20 protein-coding genes are annotated in these 20,812 nt (G+C 35.3%); 9 read left to right on the top strand and 11 right to left on the bottom strand.

Annotation, left to right across the window (positions count from 1 at the left end):
* Positions 1–229 precede the first annotated feature (229 nt).
* The 7 genes from ACFE0M_RS12085 to ACFE0M_RS12055 all read left to right on the top strand — a co-directional run bounded on the left by ACFE0M_RS12085 (position 230) and on the right by ACFE0M_RS12055 (position 6,307).
* Positions 230–1,855, top strand: a complete 1,626-nt coding sequence (locus ACFE0M_RS12085; protein WP_434546021.1) for an ABC-F family ATP-binding cassette domain-containing protein — start codon at positions 230–232, stop codon at positions 1,853–1,855.
* A 42-nt stretch (positions 1,856–1,897) separates the two neighbouring features.
* Positions 1,898–3,004, top strand: coding sequence for an MBL fold metallo-hydrolase (locus tag ACFE0M_RS12080; protein WP_434546020.1), 1,107 nt, complete (start codon positions 1,898–1,900; stop codon positions 3,002–3,004).
* A 243-nt stretch (positions 3,005–3,247) separates the two neighbouring features.
* Positions 3,248–3,466: a UPF0175 family protein gene (locus ACFE0M_RS12075; protein WP_434546019.1), complete on the top strand. Its 219-nt coding sequence runs from the start codon at positions 3,248–3,250 to the stop codon at positions 3,464–3,466.
* Between the two features lie 106 nt (positions 3,467–3,572).
* Positions 3,573–4,274: a pseudouridine synthase gene (locus tag ACFE0M_RS12070; RefSeq protein WP_434546018.1), complete on the top strand. Its 702-nt coding sequence runs from the start codon at positions 3,573–3,575 to the stop codon at positions 4,272–4,274.
* Positions 4,275–4,337: 63 nt separating this feature from the next.
* Positions 4,338–4,688 (top strand): translation initiation factor, encoded by a 351-nt coding sequence (locus ACFE0M_RS12065; protein ID WP_434546024.1) that lies wholly within the window; start codon positions 4,338–4,340, stop codon positions 4,686–4,688.
* Complete coding sequence (locus tag ACFE0M_RS12060; protein WP_434546017.1) at positions 4,654–5,172, top strand: DUF2062 domain-containing protein; 519 nt, start codon at positions 4,654–4,656, stop codon at positions 5,170–5,172. Before ACFE0M_RS12065 ends, ACFE0M_RS12060 begins: the two co-directional genes overlap by 35 nt.
* Before the next feature lie 277 nt (positions 5,173–5,449).
* Positions 5,450–6,307: a universal stress protein gene (locus ACFE0M_RS12055; protein WP_434546016.1), complete on the top strand. Its 858-nt coding sequence runs from the start codon at positions 5,450–5,452 to the stop codon at positions 6,305–6,307.
* Between the two features lie 52 nt (positions 6,308–6,359).
* Here ACFE0M_RS12055 and ACFE0M_RS12050 read toward each other — a convergent pair whose 3' ends face one another.
* The 3 genes from ACFE0M_RS12050 to ACFE0M_RS12040 all read right to left on the bottom strand — a co-directional run bounded on the left by ACFE0M_RS12050 (position 6,360) and on the right by ACFE0M_RS12040 (position 9,390).
* Entirely contained in the window at positions 6,360–6,713 is a 354-nt protein-coding gene (locus tag ACFE0M_RS12050) for a hypothetical protein (RefSeq protein WP_434546015.1), read from the bottom strand.
* A 206-nt stretch (positions 6,714–6,919) separates the two neighbouring features.
* Positions 6,920–8,515, bottom strand: coding sequence for an ABC transporter permease/substrate-binding protein (locus ACFE0M_RS12045; RefSeq protein WP_434546014.1), 1,596 nt, complete (start codon positions 8,513–8,515; stop codon positions 6,920–6,922).
* The gene (locus tag ACFE0M_RS12040) at positions 8,494–9,390 is read right to left on the bottom strand and encodes an ATP-binding cassette domain-containing protein (protein WP_434546013.1); all 897 of its coding nucleotides are present in this window, start codon (positions 9,388–9,390) and stop codon (positions 8,494–8,496) included. Before ACFE0M_RS12040 ends, ACFE0M_RS12045 begins: the two co-directional genes overlap by 22 nt.
* A 112-nt stretch (positions 9,391–9,502) precedes the next feature.
* On the opposite strand from ACFE0M_RS12040, the gene ACFE0M_RS12035 reads away from it, so the two are divergent.
* Both ACFE0M_RS12035 and msrB read left to right on the top strand, forming a co-directional pair.
* Positions 9,503–10,114 (top strand): flavin reductase family protein, encoded by a 612-nt coding sequence (locus ACFE0M_RS12035; protein WP_434546012.1) that lies wholly within the window; start codon positions 9,503–9,505, stop codon positions 10,112–10,114.
* A 68-nt stretch (positions 10,115–10,182) separates the two neighbouring features.
* Complete coding sequence (msrB, locus tag ACFE0M_RS12030; protein ID WP_434546011.1) at positions 10,183–10,695, top strand: peptide-methionine (R)-S-oxide reductase MsrB; 513 nt, start codon at positions 10,183–10,185, stop codon at positions 10,693–10,695.
* Positions 10,696–10,697: 2 nt separating this feature from the next.
* Here msrB and ACFE0M_RS12025 read toward each other — a convergent pair whose 3' ends face one another.
* The 8 genes from ACFE0M_RS12025 to ACFE0M_RS11990 all read right to left on the bottom strand — a co-directional run bounded on the left by ACFE0M_RS12025 (position 10,698) and on the right by ACFE0M_RS11990 (position 20,808).
* Entirely contained in the window at positions 10,698–11,255 is a 558-nt protein-coding gene (locus ACFE0M_RS12025) for a 1-acyl-sn-glycerol-3-phosphate acyltransferase (RefSeq protein WP_434546010.1), read from the bottom strand.
* Between the two features lie 49 nt (positions 11,256–11,304).
* Positions 11,305–11,502, bottom strand: coding sequence for a hypothetical protein (locus ACFE0M_RS12020; RefSeq protein WP_434546009.1), 198 nt, complete (start codon positions 11,500–11,502; stop codon positions 11,305–11,307).
* A 297-nt stretch (positions 11,503–11,799) separates the two neighbouring features.
* On the bottom strand, positions 11,800–13,206 hold the full coding sequence (locus tag ACFE0M_RS12015) for a sugar porter family MFS transporter (RefSeq protein WP_434546008.1): 1,407 nt from the start codon (positions 13,204–13,206) through the stop codon (positions 11,800–11,802).
* A 114-nt stretch (positions 13,207–13,320) separates the two neighbouring features.
* On the bottom strand, positions 13,321–14,121 hold the full coding sequence (locus ACFE0M_RS12010) for a glycoside hydrolase family 16 protein (protein ID WP_434546007.1): 801 nt from the start codon (positions 14,119–14,121) through the stop codon (positions 13,321–13,323).
* Positions 14,118–16,409, bottom strand: a complete 2,292-nt coding sequence (gene bglX, locus ACFE0M_RS12005; RefSeq protein ID WP_434546006.1) for a beta-glucosidase BglX — start codon at positions 16,407–16,409, stop codon at positions 14,118–14,120. The genes ACFE0M_RS12010 and bglX overlap by 4 nt, the downstream gene beginning before the upstream one ends.
* A gap of 37 nt (positions 16,410–16,446) precedes the next feature.
* Positions 16,447–17,634 (bottom strand): family 16 glycosylhydrolase, encoded by a 1,188-nt coding sequence (locus tag ACFE0M_RS12000; RefSeq protein WP_434546005.1) that lies wholly within the window; start codon positions 17,632–17,634, stop codon positions 16,447–16,449.
* Between the two features lie 103 nt (positions 17,635–17,737).
* Positions 17,738–19,186: a PKD domain-containing protein gene (locus tag ACFE0M_RS11995; RefSeq protein WP_434546004.1), complete on the bottom strand. Its 1,449-nt coding sequence runs from the start codon at positions 19,184–19,186 to the stop codon at positions 17,738–17,740.
* Between the two features lie 29 nt (positions 19,187–19,215).
* The gene (locus ACFE0M_RS11990) at positions 19,216–20,808 is read right to left on the bottom strand and encodes a RagB/SusD family nutrient uptake outer membrane protein (RefSeq protein WP_434546003.1); all 1,593 of its coding nucleotides are present in this window, start codon (positions 20,806–20,808) and stop codon (positions 19,216–19,218) included.
* Positions 20,809–20,812 lie beyond the last annotated feature (4 nt).

The following is a 20,812-nucleotide window of genomic DNA, read 5'->3' as shown; positions in this document are numbered from 1 at the left end:
AGGACCCACCCAAACTACAAAATCAAGGCAAACAGGGGGTTCTTTTTCCTGAATATGGATAAAGCTGGATTAAATATCAGAAGGATTAGGTTTTTATCTCAATTTTAAATTATTTAGGACAGCATTGCCATTAAGTGTAAAATAAAGTATTTTTCACAAATATCTCTACCCTAAAGCTCCCCACTCTCAATGAATATCCGTACCTTTGCGCTCTGATTGAAAAAATGCTATGATTAATACCAGTAATTTAACCCTCCAATTCGGAAAAAGAGTTCTGTTTGATGAAGTAAACATCAAATTCACGCAAGGAAATTGCTATGGCGTAATTGGCGCCAACGGAGCAGGGAAATCTACTTTCCTAAAAATCCTTTCAGGTGAAATAAACCCTACCAAAGGTAATGTAAGCCTTGATGCAGGCAAAAGGATGGCTGTACTAAAGCAGAACCATAATGAATTTAATGAGCATACAGTGCTAAATACTGTAATGATGGGGCACGACAAATTGTGGAATAACATCAAAGCGAAAGAAGAATTGTATAGCAAGCCTGATTTCTCGGAAGAAGACGGTATCAAAGTTTCGGAATTAGAAGAAGAATTTGCTGAGATGGATGGCTGGAATGCTGAATCTGATGCAGCAGCTCTATTGAGCGGTTTGGGAATTGAGGAAGAACACCACTATAAATTATTGAAAGATGTAGATGGTAATTATAGAGTTCGTGTCCTTTTGGCTCAAGCATTATTCGGCAACCCTGATGTATTGATTCTGGATGAGCCTACCAACGACTTGGATATCTATACCATTGCATGGTTGGAAGATTTCCTTTTGGAATTCAAAAATACCGTTATCGTAGTTTCTCACGATAGACACTTCTTGGATACTGTTTGTACGCACATCGTAGATATTGATTTCAGTCAAATCAATATGTTCTCTGGAAACTATTCATTCTGGTATGAGTCTAGTCAATTAGCTTTAAGCCAAAAATCATCTGCTAACAAAAAAGCGGAGGAGAAAAAGAAAGAATTACAAGAGTTTATTGCTCGATTCAGTGCCAATGCTTCTAAATCAAAGCAAGCTACCAGTAGAAGAAAATTATTGGATAAAATTAATGTAGAAGATATCAAGCCTTCCAGTCGTAGATATCCTGCTATTATCTTTAATCAAAATAGAGAAGCGGGTGACCAAATCTTACAGATTGAGAAACTCAACAAAGCGGTTGAGGATAAAGTCTTGATTAAGGATTTGGATTTATTTGTAAATAAAGGTGATAAAATATCCGTTTTGAGTAAAAATAGTTTAGCTACGACCGCCCTATTCGAAATCTTAAACGGCAATATGCAAGCTGACTCAGGAAGTTTCAAATTTGGTCAGACCATTACCACTTCTTATTTACCCAATCATAATGATGAGTTTTTTCAAGGTAATGAAAACCTTATCGATTGGTTAAGGAATTATTCAGATGAAAAAGATGAGGTTTACATACGTGGTTTCTTAGGCAAAATGCTCTTCACCGGAGAAGAAACCTTCAAATCAGTAAATGTATTGTCAGGAGGAGAAAAAGTAAGGTGTATGGTTTCCAAAATGATGTTGACTGGTGGAAACTTGTTGATGTTGGACGAACCGACCAACCACTTGGATTTGGAATCTATTCAGGCATTTAACAATGGCTTGAAAGATTTCCCTGGCACTGTGATTTTCACATCTCATGACCATGAGTTTACGAACACAGTTGCTAATAGAATTTTAGAGCTTACGCCAAATGGCAATATCGATAGTCTGAAAACTTATGATCAATATATGGACGATGATAGGATTCAGGCTCAGAGAGAAGAGTTGTACGGTAAGGTGACGGCTTAATTTGGAAGGAACTTTATATTCATATTTCAGTTTAAGGGAATAATGAAAATTTTAATTAAAATATTAAAAGGCTTACTCATTGTAGTAGCCTTTTTCATTTTAGGCTATTATATGGTAAAATATTTTGTTCCGTCTGTCGGGAAAGCTCCCAACTCCAAGGAAATGGCATCATCTCCTTATTATAATAAAGGAAAGTTTGTTAATGTGGTGCCCACAAAAAGTGCAGAGTTCACTCAAGTTCCTCGTATTCTTCGGAATTATTTCAAAAGAAATGTGGAAACCACTCCAACTAAGGATTATGTTTTTACAGAAAATAACAAACAAGAAAACGATAGCATACTGCAAGTCAATTGGTTGGGACATGCTGCAGTACTATTTTACAAAAACGGCAAATATATTTTGGCAGACCCAATGTTAGGAAAACGTGCGTCTCCTTTCCAGTTTATGGGACCTGAAAGGTTTAGTGCTCCACCTATTTCGGCTGAAGATCTTCCTAAGTTGGAAGCTGTTGTGATTTCACATGACCACTACGATCATTTGGATTATGAGACCATTAAAAAAATCACGTCTAAAACGAAATACTTTTTTGTTCCTACAGGTGTAAAAGCAAGCTTGGAATATTGGGGAGTTCCAGCGGAAAAGATAAAAGAATTTAGTTGGTGGGATACTCATACTGATAATGGAATCACTATAACCGCAACCCCAGCACGCCATTTTAGCGGGAGGTTATTTAGCCAGAACAATACCTTCTGGGCTTCATGGGTAATTGAAATGGAGGATGTAAAAATTTATTTTGGTGGTGACACAGGGATTTTTGATGGCTTTAAGGAAATAGATGAAAAACTAGGTCCATTTGATTTAGCCATAATGCCAATTGGGGCTTATAATGATGCTTGGCACGATATTCACATGGATCCAACAGAAGCTATAGATGCTTTTCAGCAAATGAGAGCAAAGAAATTATTCCCCATCCACTGGGGCACATTTGATTTGGCTTTGCATAGCTGGTATGAACCCATTTTAGATCTTGAAAATGAAGCTGTGGAAAAAGATATCCCATTGTTAAGCATTCCACAAGGGAAATGGTTTAGTCTAGATGCTGAAAGTGAAAATGGATGGTGGAAGAAGTTCTCGGAAGAAGTAAAATAATTAAATAGAGTACAGGAAGATAAAACGCAGTTATAGTACTCAAAGAAATTTACTTCCGCTAGCCTCCGGCTAGTGGAAATTACTATCGCTGGCGAATTTTTTCTATTTTTTTGATGTAACACATTTAAAAATTATTCCGTGCCAGAGGCACAAGTAAAAATCACTAGCCAGAGGCTAGCGATAGAACAGTCTAATTAATTACAATCTATTTTTTACTATCTTGATTTTAGAAAAAATTGAAATATGAAAACATTGACACTCCAAATACCTGATACTGTAGATGAAAAAGATATAAAAATGCAAGTTGCCACTAGCTTGTTTGAGAAAGGAGTTTTATCTTCTGGACAAGCCGCTCAATTAGTAGGAATTTCAAAAAGAGAATTTTTGGAAACAGCAGGTAATTATGGAACTTCAATATTTGGAGAAACTACTGAAGATATAGAAAAAATTATGAATGAGTAAAATTGTCATTGTAGATAATTCAAACTTATTTCCCACATATTTCAAATAACTAAATCATAACTTTTCCAAAGTTCTAAGCTTTGGAAAATTTGATAAATACAAATTTGTGAGCATCACCCCATTAGAAATAATATACCAAGACGACTATTTAGTGGCTATCAATAAACCTCATGGATTGTTGGTGCATCGAACTAAGATTGCTACTGAAACGGATGTCTTCGCTTTGCAATTGCTAAGAGATCAATTGGGCCAGCGAGTTTATCCTGTTCATAGAATTGACCGCAAAACCTCAGGGGTTTTACTCTTTGCTTTGGATGAAGAAAACAATTCAAAAACCACTGCCCTTTTTAGGGATCAGCAAATTGAGAAAACTTATTTAGCAATTGTAAGAGGTTTCACAGATTCCGAAGGTACTATCGATTATGCTTTGAGGAAAGAAAGTGGTCAATTACAAGAATCTGTGACTCATTATAAAACTCTAGCACAAACGGAAATACCAGTCCCTTTAGGTAAATTTGAAACTTCGCGCTATTCTTTGGTGGAAGTTCAACCTGAAACTGGCAGGATGCATCAAATCAGAAAGCATTTGGCACATATTCATCATCCGATTATTGCAGATCGACCTCACGGATGCAATAAACAAAACAAATTATTTAAGGAAAAATGGGGAATGGATAGTATGATGCTCCATGCTAAAGAAATGAAATTTAAACATCCTGTTACGGAAGAAGTTTTACATATAAAAGCAGATATTTCATCTGAATTTGAAAGGACATTAAGCTTTCTTAATTTTGACTTGAAGAACTAATAAATCATTCAAAACGATAGATTTTTGAATGATTTATACGTATATAAATATAAGAAAACCAAGATGAGCAAGAAAAACAAAAAAAATAGAGTAGGTATTGTATATTCCACCTCAAATGATTTTGAATATGAGTATGAAGAACAAGAAGAACAGGAAACCCTTCCTCCTTCCGAACAGAGTTTGAAAGTACAGTTAGATAAAAAAGCTAGGGCAGGTAAGGAAGTGAGTCTGATTACAGGTTTTATTGGAACTGAGGATGACTTAAAAGCCTTAGGAAAACAACTAAAATCGAAATGTGGAGTAGGTGGAAGTGTGAAAGATGGGGAAATTCTTATTCAAGGAGATTTTCGTGATAAAATAGTGGAAGTTTTACAAAAGGATGGCTATAACAAAGTTAAAAAGGTGGGCGGTTAGACGCTTACGCTTTTACAAAGACAAATATATTTTTAAAATCAAGCGATATACCATTGCGGTACTCACTTCAGATAAATCAGATGTATCCATAGCCTTAAGTTATGCATTTGGAACTTTAATTGCCCTCTTACCTACACCAGGTTTTAGTACTGCAATTGGAATCGGTTTTATGACCGTTTTCAAACAATTAAATAAAATGGCCGTCTTGCTTTCCATGATGGTCTGGAATGCTATCACCATTATTCCTATATATTGGTTAAGCTATAAAATTGGGAGCCGAATTTCCAATAGTCTTCCAGATGTGGAGGTTCAAAATGAAATAATCAGACAAATATTATTGTTTTTTAAGCAATTTGCATTGGGCAATTTAGCCTTGACTATCCCCATTTCGATAGGAAGCTATTTCTTGGCGATTTTACTTTTACAATTAGCTAGAAAAATGAGGCTTAGAAAGACTGAGAACAGAAATAAAATATCTACTTAAATAAATCTTTCAGATTTCGGATAACTTTCTTTTAAATTTATGAAGAAAAATTCGGAAATGATGTTTTAGAGATGTTTTACTGGGATTTTAAACCGAACTCTAACTATTAGTAAAACTATCATTTAAATTGTAAATAATGACAAATGTCATGATTTTAGCTGTTTGAAGTCAGTGAATTTCAATTCAGTAATTTCTAATTTTATGCTACAGATTACAACACAGGTTTATAAATGTAATCTGTTAAAATAATTATATTAAACTATAAAAATTAGAAGCCATGATAAAGCAAATATTAGTTCCGACCGATTTTTCAGATTGTGCAATAAACGCATTGGAATATGCACTAAAGTTTGCAAAACAAATCAATCCTCAAGCAGAAATCACTATTCTTAATGCCTATACTGTTCCTCTGGCATATACCGATTTTCATTTTGCTTATGATGTGGGTGAAAGTGAAGAAGATATTAAAAAATTTATTGATTCCGAATTCAATAAATTGGAAGGAAAGCTACCACTTTTAAAGGAATTCGAATATGAAACCATTAAAACCGAAAATTATGTAAAGGATGCAGTGGAAGAATATTCGCTTGAGAACCCAGTTGATTTGATCATTATGGGAACCAAAGGTGCAAGTGGAGTTGATGAGGTAATTTTAGGTACCAATGCGCACCGCGTTATCAAGGCCGAATTAGCGCCTGTATTGGTGATACCGGAAGACGCACAATACGAAGACATAAAAAACATCGCTTTATCCAGTGATTATAAAGGTATTATGTCGGAGTTATTAGATCCAGTTAAAGCAATCAGACAAGCTTATGCATCTAAAATTCATTTGATTCATGTGAGTCAAGAACCGATGTTGGCTCAAGATAAAGCAGAGGAAGCAAAGAATTTAGAAATGCATTTAAAAGGCTTGCCACATCAATATCATTTTATGGTCAATAAAAATGTGGAAGAAGGAATAGATGAATTTGCAGAAACTAATAAAATTGATTTGTTGGTAGTATTACCAAGAAAGAAAGGATTATTTGAAAGCCTATTTGGCAAGAGCGAAAGCAAATCATTGATTTTCCATACTAAAGTTCCGCTTTTAGCACTTTCGCCCAATAAAAGAAAGGTTATTGAGGCTGATTGATAATGACATTCTGCTTCCGGTCGGTGTGCCACCGGCCGGGGCTATCTGCTTTTTACTCCATCTGAAATCCATTTTCTAATAAGATTTCTTGATTTACCCTATCAGATTTAAATCTTATTAACCTACCGCTAGTGCAATGACATGCAAAACAAAATTGTTTTTCTCCATCATGTGTAATCTTCAAATCATAATAACTAATATCCAGATTATTTAAGTATTCTGAAACTTGCTCTTTAAGTTCTTCATCAGAGTCAATATTATTTTGTTCCCAAGGGTCAGCACAATAAGTTTCAGCACGAAAAAAATCCTCAAGCTCTCCTGATAACTCTTCTTCAGATTCACATGATAAAATGGATAAGAATACAATTATTAAAGGTAGGACAAATTTAAAAACTACTATTCTCATGAGTACGATCTATATTAGATGAAGTGAAATGCTCTTTTTATAAAGGACACAAAAGAATAAATATTGGTTGGAGATGACATTGGTATGTATTTGAATTTAATTTAATCTTGCTTCCGGTCGGTTTGCCACCGACCGGGGTGCATTTTTGGAAAGTATAAAGGCTGCTACATGGTCGATGGCATACCGACCATCTGCCAACTTAGCACTTATTCATGTTGTACAAACTGTGCTAAATCCTCAACACTTTCCAAATCAAGCTCTTCCGCTTGCTCTTTCCGCATCAAAATCGCAAATGTATTATTAAAACCCAAAGAGGGTAACCATTCAAAACCGAATTGTTTTTGCGATTCATGATTTACAAAATCATAGACCTTTTCAGGATTTGAGAACAGCTTACTCCTCTCCTGTTTACTGGTTTCCAATAGTAATAATAAGGCAGTCCCAGTATATTCAGGGTAAATGTCAATTTCATCATTTTTCATAGCATCCATCAACAGTTTTGTTCCTCCAAAACCTAATTTGAGTTCTACATTTAAATTGGTGTTTCCTTCAATTATTAACTTAAAAATATGAGCCAATATGTAATTTTCAGTAAATGCCTTACTTCCAATTCTGATAGATTCTGATGTATTACTCATCTTTCTAGTATTCCCAAGCATCTTTTTGGAATCAAGAAAATCCAATGCTACTTCCTCTGGTTGTTTCTTTTCCTCATCCACCTGATAATTCATTGCTGTCATTTCTGCATTGCTGATTTGATTTTCCAGTTGAGCTAGACTTTCTCTTATTTCAGGATATTTATTTAAAATAGCTTGCCTGGCAACAGGTGCCGCCTCATAGGGAGGAAAATAATTACGATTATCTTCCAATGTTTTCAAATTATAAGCTTTAATCCTGCCATCAGTGGAAAAACCGCTGACAACATCTACTTCCTTATTGGCCAAAGCCTGATACATTAATCCTATATCCATTTCTACATAATCAAGCTCGAAATCATAAGCTTTGAATAATCCTTTTAAGCCATCTTCTCTAAAAACAAATTCAGAAGGGAATCCGCCCAATAGCTCTTTTTTGTCAGATGAGAAATTAAGCTTCTGAAATCCGGATATAAGCAGATACACCAACATCCCACCAAAAAGTATAAAAGAAAACCAGCGAATGATTTTCAAACTGCTTTTTTGAACCCTTCCTAATACAGCATCAAAAAATAATGCTAACAATGAAGCCGGAACTGCTCCTGCCAGAATCATATTAGTATTATTCAGTTGAATTCCTTGAAGGATAAATTTACCTAACCCTCCAGCTGCTATAAAAGCACTTAATGTGGCCACTCCAACATTAATCACTGAAGCCGTTCTAATGCCAGCCATAATATAAGGCAATGCCAACGGTAATTCCACTTTGAATAAAACTTGAGAGCGCTTCATCCCCATGGCCACCGCTGATTCTTTTACAGCACTATCCACTTCTGTAATCCCCGTATAGGTATTTCGTACTATAGGAAGCAAGGCATAAAGAAAAAGCGCAATAATAGCCGGAACTACTCCAATACCAAAAAAGGGCAACAAGAAGCCTAAAAGGGCTAGACTGGGAACAGTCTGTATGGTATTGACAAATGAAAGGACTGTTTTAGTTGATTTCTTGAAAACAGAAATTAAAATCCCAATAGTAATTCCAAAAATTACAGCAATACATAATGAGACTAATGTCAATTCAATGTGTTCTAGCAATTGCTTTAAAACTTCTGTTTTATTTTTGTGAAGGAATTCAATAAATGATGTCATAACTTTTCCTCCTTCCATTTATAAAAAGCATCTAAAACATTAGCATGAAGTTGGCTATCGGATTTCTGCAAGAAATCAAGGATAGAAATTTCGACATCCTCAATCTTAATTAAATCCTGATTTAAAAATGGAAGGATTTCATTAAGGGAAATAGCCGCTAAAGAAGCTTGAAATTGATCAAATTTTACAAAATTCTTTATGAGATTATTTTTAGGGTGAAATAGAATTTCTTTTGCAGTTCCTACTTGTTGTATTTCTCCATCTGCCAACAAGCAAATTCGATCTGCTATGCTTACAGCCTCTAAAACATCATGTGTAACCATCACAGCAGTGAATTTTTCTTCTTGCTGGATTTTCCGAAACTCATTTCTGATTTTAACTCTTGAAATTGGATCTAATGCGCTGAAAGGTTCATCCAACAGAATCATTTTAGGTTGAGCCACCAGCGCCCTGGCCAAGCCAATTCTTTGAGCTTCTCCCCCACTTAATTCGGCTGGAAATTTATGAGCATAAACAGATGGATTCATTCCAATTTTATTTAACCATTCATGAACCTTTTGTTTAATTGAATCTTCCTTTTCAGCTTTTAATCTCAAAATAGTGGCTACATTATCATAAACAGAATAATGGGGAAAAAGTCCTACTTTTTGAATCACATAGCCTATATCTTTCCTTAATTCCAATAAAGGATGCTTTATTAAATCTTTATCAAAAATTTTGATAGAGCCTGAATCAGGATTTTCCAATGCATTGATCATTCTCAACAAGGTAGTTTTCCCACTTCCACTTGCCCCCAAAAGCACCATTAATTCACCTTGATAGATTTCAAGATTAATCTTTTTAAGCACTTGCTGCTTATCAAATGACTTTTCAATATTTTGGAAAACTATCATAAATATCAATTTACAGTGGAAAAACATATCTGAAAAGAAATGTTAGTTTATTTTCAATAAGCAAAAACAAAAAGAGTAGAAAATGGTCTATAATTCAGTCAAAAAAATAGATATGCTACATATTAATTCTGAATCGATTGAAAAAATGGAAAGCCGATATCAGGCTAATCTCTTCAATACTATATCAGGTTTTAAAAGTGCCAACCTAATCGGTACTGCTGATAAAAATGGAAAAACCAATTTGGCTATTTTCAATTCTGTTATACATATAGGAGCAAAACCACCTTATTTAGGTTTCATTCTTAGGCCCACAACGGTTGAGAGGCACACCTATGAAAATATTAAGGAAACTAATTATTACACTCTCAATCACGTTCATGAAAGTTTTATAGCACAAGCACATCAAACCTCTGCGAAATATGATCGAGAGGTATCTGAATTTAAAGCTTGTGGATTTGAGGAGGAATATTTAGATAATTTTCATCCTCCCTATGTGAAAGAATCAAAAATAAAACTGGGGTTGCAATTTGAAGAGGAACATTTAATCAAAGCAAATGACACCATTTTGATTATAGGTAAAATTCTTCATGCATATTTGGATGAGAAATTAATTTCGAAAGATGGTTCTGTTGATATTTCAGAAGCAGGAACGGTTACCATATCAGGTTTATATGAGTACCTAAAAACAACCAAATTGAAAAAATTTAAATATGCTAAACCATAATTCAAATTGTACAAAACTTTATATAGTCAAATGAGTATAAGAAGCAACAAGCAAATAATATTACAAAAATGAAAAGGGTTAAAATAGGGAAATCATTAGGTTTAATAGCTATTCTATTAGCAGTTGGCTTTCAGTCATGTGCACAACAAAGCAATAGTTCAGAAAATAAAAAAAGCTTAAAAGCCCACACTTTTGAAGTTCAAAAATCTGAGGCAGAATGGAAAGAAATTCTAAGTCCTTTAGAATATAAAGTATTGAGAGAAGCAGGTACGGAAAGAGCATTTACAGGAAAATACAATGACTTCAAAAAAGAAGGTATATTTATTTGCAATGCTTGCAAAACCGAATTATTTAGTTCTGAAACAAAATATGAAAGCGGTACTGGTTGGCCAAGTTTCTACAAACCTTTAAATGATGAAAATGTACTGGAAGTAGAAGACCGCTCTTTGGGGATGGTGCGTACTGAAGTAGTTTGTGCTACTTGTGGCGGTCATTTAGGACATGTTTTTGAAGATGGGCCAAAGCCTACAGGATTAAGATATTGTTTGAACTCTGCATCCTTAGATTTTAAAGAAAAATAAACTTAACGAATACCCTGTTCAGGGTATTTTCCTTTGATTGGTCTATAAAAATCTTTTATTTTCTCTATAGTTTCAGTCATATCACCTTTGGCTTCAAAACTTGGACCTATACCGGCTATTTTATTTTCGTAATCCAAATATCCACATAATATTGGAACACCTGCTCCTTCGGCTACCCTATAAAAGCCCGTTTTCCAATCTGGTTGATAGCTTCTTGTGCCTTCAGGAGTGACTAGAATTACCAATTCATCCCTATCATCGAAAAGCTGAATCATGGCTTCAGTCATAGATTGTTTTTTTCCGGCTTTGTGAGTTCTATCTATACCAATAGCACCAAATCCATTTAAAATCCATTTTAATGGGCCTTTCAATAGCTCTTTTTTAACAGTGTAACGAACAGGAATTTTAAGAATGTAAAATGCGGATCTTGCCCAGACCAAATCCCAATTAGAAGTGTGAGGAGCAGCAATCATCACTGCTTTTTTAACATTTTGAGGTATTTTTGCGGATACTTTCCAGCCACCTAGCCAGAGAATAAATCGAGCCAAATATAGCGCCATATTTTTTTGAATTAATATGGCTCAAATATAAGCAGATTCAGGTGAGTTATTAGTTAGTTACACTGACAAATACAGTATTTCTTTTAGAATCATAAACATCAGCTTCTGTCAAATCAATTGATTTTTGTATATTATAAGATTTCTGTGCAGAATATTGAGATTTATCTTGTTTATAATAATTATTACTTACTACCAAACTTGATGCTACTAAGGTTAATAATAAAAATGTTGAAAAAAATCTTTTCATATTTATATCTTTTCTATTGTCTTGGTAATAATGACACAGAAAGATTGAGAATGGTTGGTGTAATATTTTAAATAAAATTAAGTTATTTAAATAATACAATTTAACTTATGAGTTAATCTTGATTATTTTTCAACTTTAGTAATCAATAATGGTTATAAATCAATGTAATACAGTCTTTAAAGAAAGTTTCACTTTATTAGAAAAATATAAATTTATTTTTTACAAAAAAAAGAGCTTATCAAAACAATTCCGAGAAATTACCTTGATAAGCCCTATAAAATAATTAAACCGAGATCCTTAAGACTTAATTTCTCCGTATTTATCTGCCCAAATATCTTCTAACTCCTCTAGGCTTCTACCTTTTGTTTCAATAATGTATTTATTGGTAAATATGATAAGTAATAATATACAAACCCCAAAAATCACATATGGTAAAGATTTATTCCAAACTACCTCATTATGTTGACTATCTGCAATAATTGGAAAAGTTTGGGAAACAAGATAGTTACCGGCCCATTGAATGGCTACTGCAATTGACATGGCGATACTTCGGATTTTATTGGGAAACATTTCTGATAATAAAACCCATGTAACTGGTCCCATACTCATGGCAAATGAAGCAATAAATAATAAAACACCTATTAGGGAAATTAACCCAACTTGTTCTAGGTACAGTGAACCACCTAATAAGATAAAGCCGGTAAGCATACCAAATGAGCCAATCATTATCAAAGGCTTTCTACCTAATTTATCGACCGTGAACATGGCTACAAATGTGAATACAAAATTAACTGCTCCCAATAAAATTTGCTGGGCTAAAACATCATCTTGTGTATATCCTAATGCTTTCTCAAAAATATCGCCTCCATAATATAACACGGCATTAATCCCGGTTAATTGCTGGAATAACGAAAGTAAAGAACCAATTAAAATTATAGCTATAGCCCCTCTTTGGAATAAATTTACATTCGTTTTTTCAACTTTTCTTTCTTTAGCCAAGGAAAATTTTATTTCAGCCAATTCAATTTCAGCTTCTTTTTCTTCATGCAAGGAATCTAATACTTTTTTGGCTTCTTCATCCCTGCCTACCAATACCAACCATCTAGGACTTTTAGGAATAAAAAGCGTAAGCACAAAAAAGATAATACATGGAATTAATTCAGACCAAAACATCCATCTCCAACCTGAGTCAATTTTACCTTGCTCAGATGCATAACTCTCTCCAATATAGTAAGTAGCTAGAAATACTACGAAAAAACCAGTCACTACAGCCAATTGATAAAATGTCACCAAAATCCCTCTTTTATCCCGAGGCGAAATTTCGGCAATGTAGGTTGGTGCCGCCATGGAAGCTAATCCAATAGCTAATCCGCCTACAACTCTAAAGAAAACCAATAATCCAACACTTTCCGGTAAAAAGGAAGGCAATCCCGAACCTGCTGCGGAAACTGTAAATAGGGCTGCAGAAAAAATCAGTGTTGCTTTCCGGCCAATCTTAGTGGTCATTGGGCCTGCGACCAGCGCCCCTACCAGACAACCTAATAAAGCACTACTCACTACCCAGCCTTTCATGGCAGCACTTAATTCAAAATATTTACTAAAATAATACTGGGTTCCGTTTATAACACCCGTATCATATCCAAACAGCAAACCACCTAAAGCAGCCACCGATGCGATTAGTATTAAAAGTCCTTTCTTCGACATTTTTCCAAAGTATTTTAAAGTGAAAAGCTATATTACCAAAAATTTTTGGTGTATAAACATCTAATTGCAGTAAATTTTATAGATGGCGCAATATTTAAGTCAGAGGAGATAAATTTATTTTGACAAATCAGGCTTTTGTGAATAGACCCTTACATAATCAATAATAAATTCTTGAGGAAAACTATTCTCATCTATACCATGTTTACCTCCCCAATTTCCACCTACTGCTAGATTCAAAATTAAATGAAATTCATGGTCAAAAGGCCAACCAGCCTTGTTGTCACCATTTTTATAAACCGCATGATAGGGAATATCATCAACCAACCATTCAATTTTTTGATCAGTCCAGTGAATAGCATAAGTATGAAATGCCTCATGTGCATCCTCAATTTTTATTGAATCAGACTTTTCTGTTCCCTTTACATGATTATAACTTTCTGTGTGAATAGTTCCATAGACTGTCCCGGGATTATAGCCTACATATTCCATTATATCGATTTCTCCATCTCTGGGCCACTCCATATCTCCCTCTATGGTCGGTAGCATCCATATAGCTGGCCAGGCGCCTTTTCCTGTGGGTAATTTTGCCCTCACCTCGATATAACCATATTTCCAATCACCAATTTCTCTTGTGGTGATCTTGGCTGATGTAAATCCCTTTTCGCTGTCTTTTAGGGCATTAATCACCAATTTACCTTCTTCTAATCTGAGGTTTTGGGTATTATCAGTGTAGTATTGGGCTTCATTATTTCCAAAACCACATAATTCAGGACATCCATTTCCTTCAGTTATATTCCAATATTTAGAATTGGGCAATCCACTTCCATCGAATTCATCTGACCAGATCAGATAATTCTCCTGCTGCTTACATTGGCTGAACAACAATAAAAGACCGATTATATATAAATATCTCATTTTAACTCTAATTTTTGGTGATGCTCAACAGTAGAATTTCCTCCAATAAAAACATTGAATTTGCCTTTTTCTAAAGATAATTCTCCATTTGACTTGTAGTAAGAAAGCATTTCTTTATTAATGGAAAAATCAACCTTTACAGATTGCCCAGCTTTAACTTCAACCTTTTTGAAAGCCTTTAATGACTTAATCATGGGTGTTTCCTCAGCCACTAAATCTTGAATATAAAGTTGGACAATCTCATACCCATCCACCTCACTAATGTTTTGAATGCTTACTGAGGCGGTAATATTCTCATTTTCATTCATGGAATTTTGAGATAACTCTATTTCACCATATTCAAATTCTGAATAACTTAAACCGAAACCAAAGGTATACAAAGGGGAATTATCCACATCTGTATGGTGAGTATAAAAAACTTGCCCTGGAGCAGTTGAAGGCCTTCCCGTTATTTTATGGTTATAGTAAATTGGTAATTGACCTACAGTTCTAGGAAAACTCATAGTCAATTTTCCTGATGGGTTGTTTTTACCTAATAAAGTTTCAGCAATGGCAGTACCTGCCCTTTGCCCTAAATGCCAAGCTTCCACTATGGCCGGAATATTTTCATCCTCCCAACTTAGTTCTAATGGCCTTCCATTCATCAAAACCAATACAATATTAGGATTAATAGCATGAATTTCTTTCAGTAATTCTTTTTGAAGGCCTGGCAAGCCAATATCGGCTCTACTTCTTCCCTCTCCTGACATATATGCGGTCTCGCCTAAAGCCATAATGACCAAATCTGAATTCTCAGCCAATTTTTTTGCTTCTTCAAATCCAGAATTATCAGTTTCATTAATCACTTGTTCTTCAAAAAAATTGTTTGGGCCAATGGATAGTTTCACACCTTCAGCATATTTTAAATTGATATTTTTAGGAAGTGATTGCTCAAGGCCTTCATACAATGAAACTGCTGAATTAGCAATTGCTTGAGCTCTCCAGTTTCCAAGTGGAGTATCTTTGTCTTTTGCTAAAGGCCCAATAACCGCTATGTTTTTAGCATTCTTAATGGGTAATAAGGATTCTTCATTTTTCAATAGAACGATAGACTCCTTAGCAATTTCCTCTGCTAAATCATGATGAATTTCATTTCCTACAATTTCTTTTTCTCTTTCCGGATCAGAATATTTATAAGGATCATCAAATAACCCCAATTCAAATTTTAATTGGAGCACATGTTTTACTGCTTTATTAATTAATTCCTCATCTATCTCACCGGATTCAACCAGATTAGATAGATTTTCGACATAGGCATTTCCTTCCATATCAATTTCACTTCCCGCACTAATCGCTTTTTTTGCCGCTTCTTTCAGGTCAGCTGATACTCCATGATTGACTAACTCTCCTATTGAATTCCAATCAGAAACCACGACACCATCATAATTCCATTCTTCACGGAGAACATCCTGCAAAAGATATTGATTAGCTGTAGCAGGAACGACATTAATATCATTAAAAGCATTCATAAAGCTTGCAACATTTGCTTTAGAAGCTGCTTTGAATGGTGGTAAAATATGATTGTGTAAAATGTAATTATTGATATTGACTGAATTATAGTCTTTACCACTTTCGGCATAGCCATAACCGGCAAAGTGTTTGGCTGTGGCCGCTATGGTTTTATTATGTGACAAATCCTGACCTTGAAAACCATTGATTCTAGCTTTAGCAATTTCAGACTGCAAGAAAGGATCTTCACCTGCCCCTTCCATTACCCTACCCCATCTTGCATCAACAGTCACATCAATCATAGGGGCAAAAGTCCAATGAAGACCAGAAGCAGCAGATTCTGCAGCAGCTGCTTGGGCCGTTTTCTGCATTAAGTCAAGATTCCATGATGCACTTTCAGCTAATGGAACAGGAAACATGGTTTGATATCCATGAATAACATCATAGGCAAATAACAAAGGAATACCTAATCTGGTATTCTCTATTACAAGTTTCTGCATTTTACGGGTATTCTCCGCTCCCAATAAATTCAAGACAGAACCTACTTGTCCTGAGACTAATTGTTGATACCGGATACTGTCCTGTCCCTTTTTATTTCCGGGGCCTGTGAATTCACTACCTAAACTGTATTGATTGAGTTGCCCAATTTTTTCCTCTAAGGTCATTAAAGCAAGCAAGGAATCAACCTTTTCATCAAATCTACTTTGAGTATTTTTTGATTTTTCGCTTGGATTAGAACATGAAAAAAATATGATTAAAGCGCAAAGAACACCTGCTAATCTCCCTAGAAATTTTGTCATGGTTATAAATAAGTTTTATGGTTGTAGGCTAAATTATTTATTCTGGTTGTTGAAAAACTCTAACATAATCAATCCACATTTCCTGAGGAAATGTAGTGGTCTCATCCGGATACTGCGGCCAGTTACCTCCAACAGCTACATTAAAAATGAAGAAAAATTCATCTCTAAATTCATCCAAATGAGAGGGTCTGATATCAATTGCTCCGTAAGATTGATTATCAATTAACCATTCAATTCTATTTTTATCCCAAATAATGGAAAAAACATGAAATTGATCCGCAAGCGTTCTGTCCTGAAGCGTTCTGCTATGTCCGAAATTAGCATAACCTTCATTGCTTTGCCAATGTACCGTTCCATGAACAGTAGCTTCCCTGCCTTGGCCGCCAATCATTTCCATGATGTCAATTTCACCACAATGTGGCCATCCTACTTGTCTGAAATTAGCTCCTAACATCCAAATAGCTGGCCAAATTCCTTGACCGAATGGCATTCTGGCACGAATATCAAATCTGCCATATTTAAATTCTTTTTTACCCTCCGTAATAATTCTGGAGGAAGTATAATCTTGTCCTTGAAAATCTTCTTCTTTGGCTTGTATCACCAAGTAACCATCTTCTAGGCGGGTATTTTCTTCTCTATAATATTGGGACTCGTTATTACCCCAACCATTGCTTCCGGTGCCAATTTCAAAAGTATAATCATCGGAAAGTTGATCAGCTTCAAATTCGTCTTGCCACACTAATTCGTAACCATCGTATTCAAGCGGGCTTTCATAACCTTCAAATGATGGATTTGCACCAATTTCTTCTTGGGTATCAGTATCTGTAATGGTAATTTCAATTTCTTCGGTAGCAATTGAGGCATTAATTGCAGAGTTAAGGACTACATAAAAATGTTCTTGTTCTTCTTTTATTTCATCCCCTAATATGATTAAGGTGATTGAAGAATTTACATCCCCGGCTGGGATAACCACACTTTCACCTTGCTGGCTGCGGTAATCAGAACCCGCAAGTGCAGTGCCGTTTTTAGTACTGTAATTAACTATAATTTCTTGTGTGGAGGGTTTATCTAAAATTAAATCAAGCTTAACTTCAGTGTTTTGATTTTCTTCTGCAACAGTAATTGGACTTGCCGAAATATTCGGAAGGGTGTCATTTTGTATATCATTTTCATTGCAAGCACTAATGAAAAGAATAAGAAAAGAGTAAAGGACAATTTTTAACATGTTAATAAATTTACTTAAGAATAAATCATAAATGAAGTTTAATATAAAAAAGCTGCCTAAAATTACATGTTAACATGCAAAATCAGACAGCTTAAACGGCTAATTATTCTAAAATAATATCATCAAAATAGTGAGTTCTTTCTGTAGATTTCACCGTAGATCCATCACCAGCCGGATCAAAATCAAAGAAAACAACTAAAACATCGAATTTCTCAGAATCTTCAGCAGAAAACTCGTAGGTTAATTCCACCCATTCATTAGCAGTTTCGATAGTTTGATCTACTTCTGCCGCAGTATTTGGATTTGCACTATCTTCTAATTTAAGTTTAACTACTGCCCCCTCAATTGGTGACCATACTTTCATTTTGAAAGTATTTTTAGATGCAAAACTCACATATCCATCTAATTGCGTAGAAGCACCACTGTAAAATTTAGATGCTTCTGGCTCGAATAATGAAGCTACTGTGGCACTAGTATTAATACCGCTAGCATCAGGATTGTCAATAACTTCATATACCATTCCTCCACCTTGATCATCAGTACCACCGAATGGATTAAATGTTGGTGCATCTGCCTCAAAATCAAAAGCTACATTTTCAATTATAGTTTTATCACCACCACCATCATCTGGACAATCTTCAACAGTCACTGGATTAGTGTCACCATAGCTTACTAATGTAAACTGCCAGAAACCACCTGCTTCTTCCAATTGAGTCTTTAACACTAATGTATCAACATCAGCTTCTACAAGCTTTACTACCTCGTAGGTAACTGATTCTTGAGGTTCTGTAACTTCTGCAGAAGTAGCCGCTTTGGTTAAGCCTATAAATCCACCTTCAATTGTAAGACTATTATTTTGGGCATTATAAGTAAACGGGTGAGTACCTGAATCCCATCCAGATAAATCTTGACCATCTGCACCTACAAACGCATCAGGAGCTGAAGTATCGAAACATCCTGGTTCAGACCAAACACCACCTTCAGCCCAAAAATCTCCATTATTTTCAAATGTATAAGTACCATCAACGTTGAAAGTCCAAGTATCATCAAAAATACACTCGCGCTCGCATATTGGTTGCTGGTTTCCTAAAGCAAACCAAACCACAACTGATCCATCATCAGTGTTCGGCCCCACCCAAATTGGATAATCGATTCCTGAAGGTTCGGCTAATAACTGCCAAGTTTTACCATCATCACCAATTAAAGCTCTTTGAGCTGCTAATGGATCATCTACTTCTACCACCTCTTCTCTTGTAGCTGATTCACCAGCAGCATTGGTAACTGTTAAGGTAACAGTGTATTCACCTGCCGCCTCGTAAGTATGCACAGGGTTTTCTTCTGTTGAACCTTCACTTCCATCACCGAAATCCCATTCTGATGATTCATAATTCTGGGAGAAATTAGTAAATGTAACCGTTAAAAAATCGGTTTCTCCCACTTCAAATTGAAAACTTGCTGTTGGCGGATCTGTTTCCACAGGATCCTCGTCACACGCAAAAACTAAGGCCAATATCATTGACCATAATCCTAATTGATAAATTGCTTTTTTCATAATTGTTGTATTTATATTGGTTTTACTCTTTAATTAAATAAATCGGCTGACGGGTATTCCGTAAGGGAACCGCCAGTATTGTCAATGTCTCTTTGAGGTATTGGAAGGAAAATTTGTCCTGGATCTAAATTACCTGCTTTTTGGGCAGTGAAAAGACTATTTTGTACTCTGTCAGAGCGCACTATATCAAACCATCTATCTCCTTCACAAGCAAACTCTGCTCTTCTTTCATACCAGATTGCTTCCAATAAATTCATTCCTTCATCAGCCATTAACTGCTGGGTAGATCTGAAATCACCTGAATTATCTCCTGGGCCAGCCGCTCTTTCTCTTACCATATCTACATATTCCATGGCTTCACCTGCAGATCCATTTCCTCTTTCTAATGCTTCAGCATACATCAATAATACATCTGCGTATCTGATAACGGGTTGATTTGGATCCTTCTGTAAGTTGATGTCACCTCCATTAGGTGCGGTATAGTCTTTATAGTTTGCATATTTAATTTGCCAGTAGCCATCAAAATCAGAAGTATTTTGTTCTCCCATATCGATATTACATCCTTGAGCCTCTAGTTCTTCAACTGAAACAATACTAGCCGTTCTTCTATATTCATCATCATTTAGAAAATGACTATATAGACTCTCTGTAGGTAATAAAAATCCCCAGCCTGCATTATATTCAGGATGGTCGCTACATAATCCTCTAATACCGCATAATTGCGTAATCATATTGCCATCAATGAATTCTTGACCGCCCCAATCTGCAGGCACGGCATTAGTATGCTGTATTTCAAAAACAGATTCTTCTGTATTCTTTACACCAAATGCGAATAATTGATGATAGTCATCCAATAATTGATATTGACCTGAAGTAATTACGCTGTTTAAGTGTGTAGCTGCCTGATCAAATAAAGCAGGGTCATCATTTGACATGTCTGCCCAGTATAAATATACCTTTCCTAAAAGTGCTTGAGCAGTGGTTTTACTCACTCTTCCAGCAAGAGATCCAGTATATTTTTGATCTGGAAGCAAAGGAATAGCTTCTTCCAAATCAGTAGTAATAAATTCAAATACCTCATTAAGACTTGCTCTTTTTAGCTCCCTGTATTCATTTTCCAGAACTACATGATCAAGAACTGGAACTGGGCCAAAGATTCTAAACATATCAAAATGATAAAAAGCCCGTAAAAATTTAGCTTCCGCTTTGTATTCTTCTACTGCATCGGAAGAAAAATCGTCATTATTGATAATTAAGTTCGCTCTATAAACTCCCCACCAACCTTTTTTCCAAAAAGCTTCACTTTCTAAAGTTAAACTTGTATTCAGGAAGTCATCTATTGCTTGCCAACCCGGTTGATCACCATCGGAAGGATCTCCTCCTGCATTGGCATTGTCAGAACGTATCTCTCCTAACATTACACTACTTGACCATGCCCCTTGCGAAAAAGTCCATTGTAAAGGATCATAAGCTGCAATCAATCCTCTAAACATCTGTTCTTCGGATTGATAATAATTGTCTTCAAGTATGGTGCCTTGAGGTTCTGTCTCAATAAATTCATCCTTACAAGATGAAATGACTACCATTAAAATTGCGATTAAAATTGATTTAATAAATTTCATAATA

It is taken from the genome of Marivirga sp. (assembly GCF_051117495.1).
Lineage (GTDB): Bacteria > Bacteroidota > Bacteroidia > Cytophagales > Cyclobacteriaceae > Marivirga.
The sequence above is the reverse complement of the archived record's forward strand: the minus strand, read 5'-3'. Positions and strand labels throughout refer to the sequence as shown.

Excerpts from the sequence above, each read along its gene's own strand:
- ACFE0M_RS12055 (WP_434546016.1), top strand. The coding sequence starts at position 5,450 with ATGATAAAGCAAATATTAGTTCCGACCGATTTTTCAGATTGTGCAATA.
- ACFE0M_RS12010 (WP_434546007.1), bottom strand. The coding sequence starts at position 14,121 with ATGAGATATTTATATATAATCGGTCTTTTATTGTTGTTCAGCCAATGT.
- ACFE0M_RS12085 (WP_434546021.1), top strand. The coding sequence starts at position 230 with ATGATTAATACCAGTAATTTAACCCTCCAATTCGGAAAAAGAGTTCTG.
- ACFE0M_RS12025 (WP_434546010.1), bottom strand. The coding sequence starts at position 11,255 with ATGGCGCTATATTTGGCTCGATTTATTCTCTGGCTAGGTGGCTGGAAA.
- ACFE0M_RS12040 (WP_434546013.1), bottom strand. The coding sequence starts at position 9,390 with ATGATAGTTTTCCAAAATATTGAAAAGTCATTTGATAAGCAGCAAGTG.
- ACFE0M_RS12050 (WP_434546015.1), bottom strand. The coding sequence starts at position 6,713 with ATGAGAATAGTAGTTTTTAAATTTGTCCTACCTTTAATAATTGTATTC.
- ACFE0M_RS12015 (WP_434546008.1), bottom strand. The coding sequence starts at position 13,206 with ATGTCGAAGAAAGGACTTTTAATACTAATCGCATCGGTGGCTGCTTTA.
- ACFE0M_RS12060 (WP_434546017.1), top strand. The coding sequence starts at position 4,654 with ATGGCTATAACAAAGTTAAAAAGGTGGGCGGTTAGACGCTTACGCTTT.
- ACFE0M_RS12045 (WP_434546014.1), bottom strand. The coding sequence starts at position 8,515 with ATGGAAGGAGGAAAAGTTATGACATCATTTATTGAATTCCTTCACAAA.
- msrB (WP_434546011.1), top strand. The coding sequence starts at position 10,183 with ATGAAAAGGGTTAAAATAGGGAAATCATTAGGTTTAATAGCTATTCTA.
- ACFE0M_RS11990 (WP_434546003.1), bottom strand. The coding sequence starts at position 20,808 with ATGAAATTTATTAAATCAATTTTAATCGCAATTTTAATGGTAGTCATT.
- ACFE0M_RS12000 (WP_434546005.1), bottom strand. The coding sequence starts at position 17,634 with ATGTTAAAAATTGTCCTTTACTCTTTTCTTATTCTTTTCATTAGTGCT.
- ACFE0M_RS11995 (WP_434546004.1), bottom strand. The coding sequence starts at position 19,186 with ATGAAAAAAGCAATTTATCAATTAGGATTATGGTCAATGATATTGGCC.
- ACFE0M_RS12080 (WP_434546020.1), top strand. The coding sequence starts at position 1,898 with ATGAAAATTTTAATTAAAATATTAAAAGGCTTACTCATTGTAGTAGCC.
- ACFE0M_RS12065 (WP_434546024.1), top strand. The coding sequence starts at position 4,338 with ATGAGCAAGAAAAACAAAAAAAATAGAGTAGGTATTGTATATTCCACC.
- ACFE0M_RS12020 (WP_434546009.1), bottom strand. The coding sequence starts at position 11,502 with ATGAAAAGATTTTTTTCAACATTTTTATTATTAACCTTAGTAGCATCA.
- bglX (WP_434546006.1), bottom strand. The coding sequence starts at position 16,409 with ATGACAAAATTTCTAGGGAGATTAGCAGGTGTTCTTTGCGCTTTAATC.
- ACFE0M_RS12075 (WP_434546019.1), top strand. The coding sequence starts at position 3,248 with ATGAAAACATTGACACTCCAAATACCTGATACTGTAGATGAAAAAGAT.
- ACFE0M_RS12035 (WP_434546012.1), top strand. The coding sequence starts at position 9,503 with ATGCTACATATTAATTCTGAATCGATTGAAAAAATGGAAAGCCGATAT.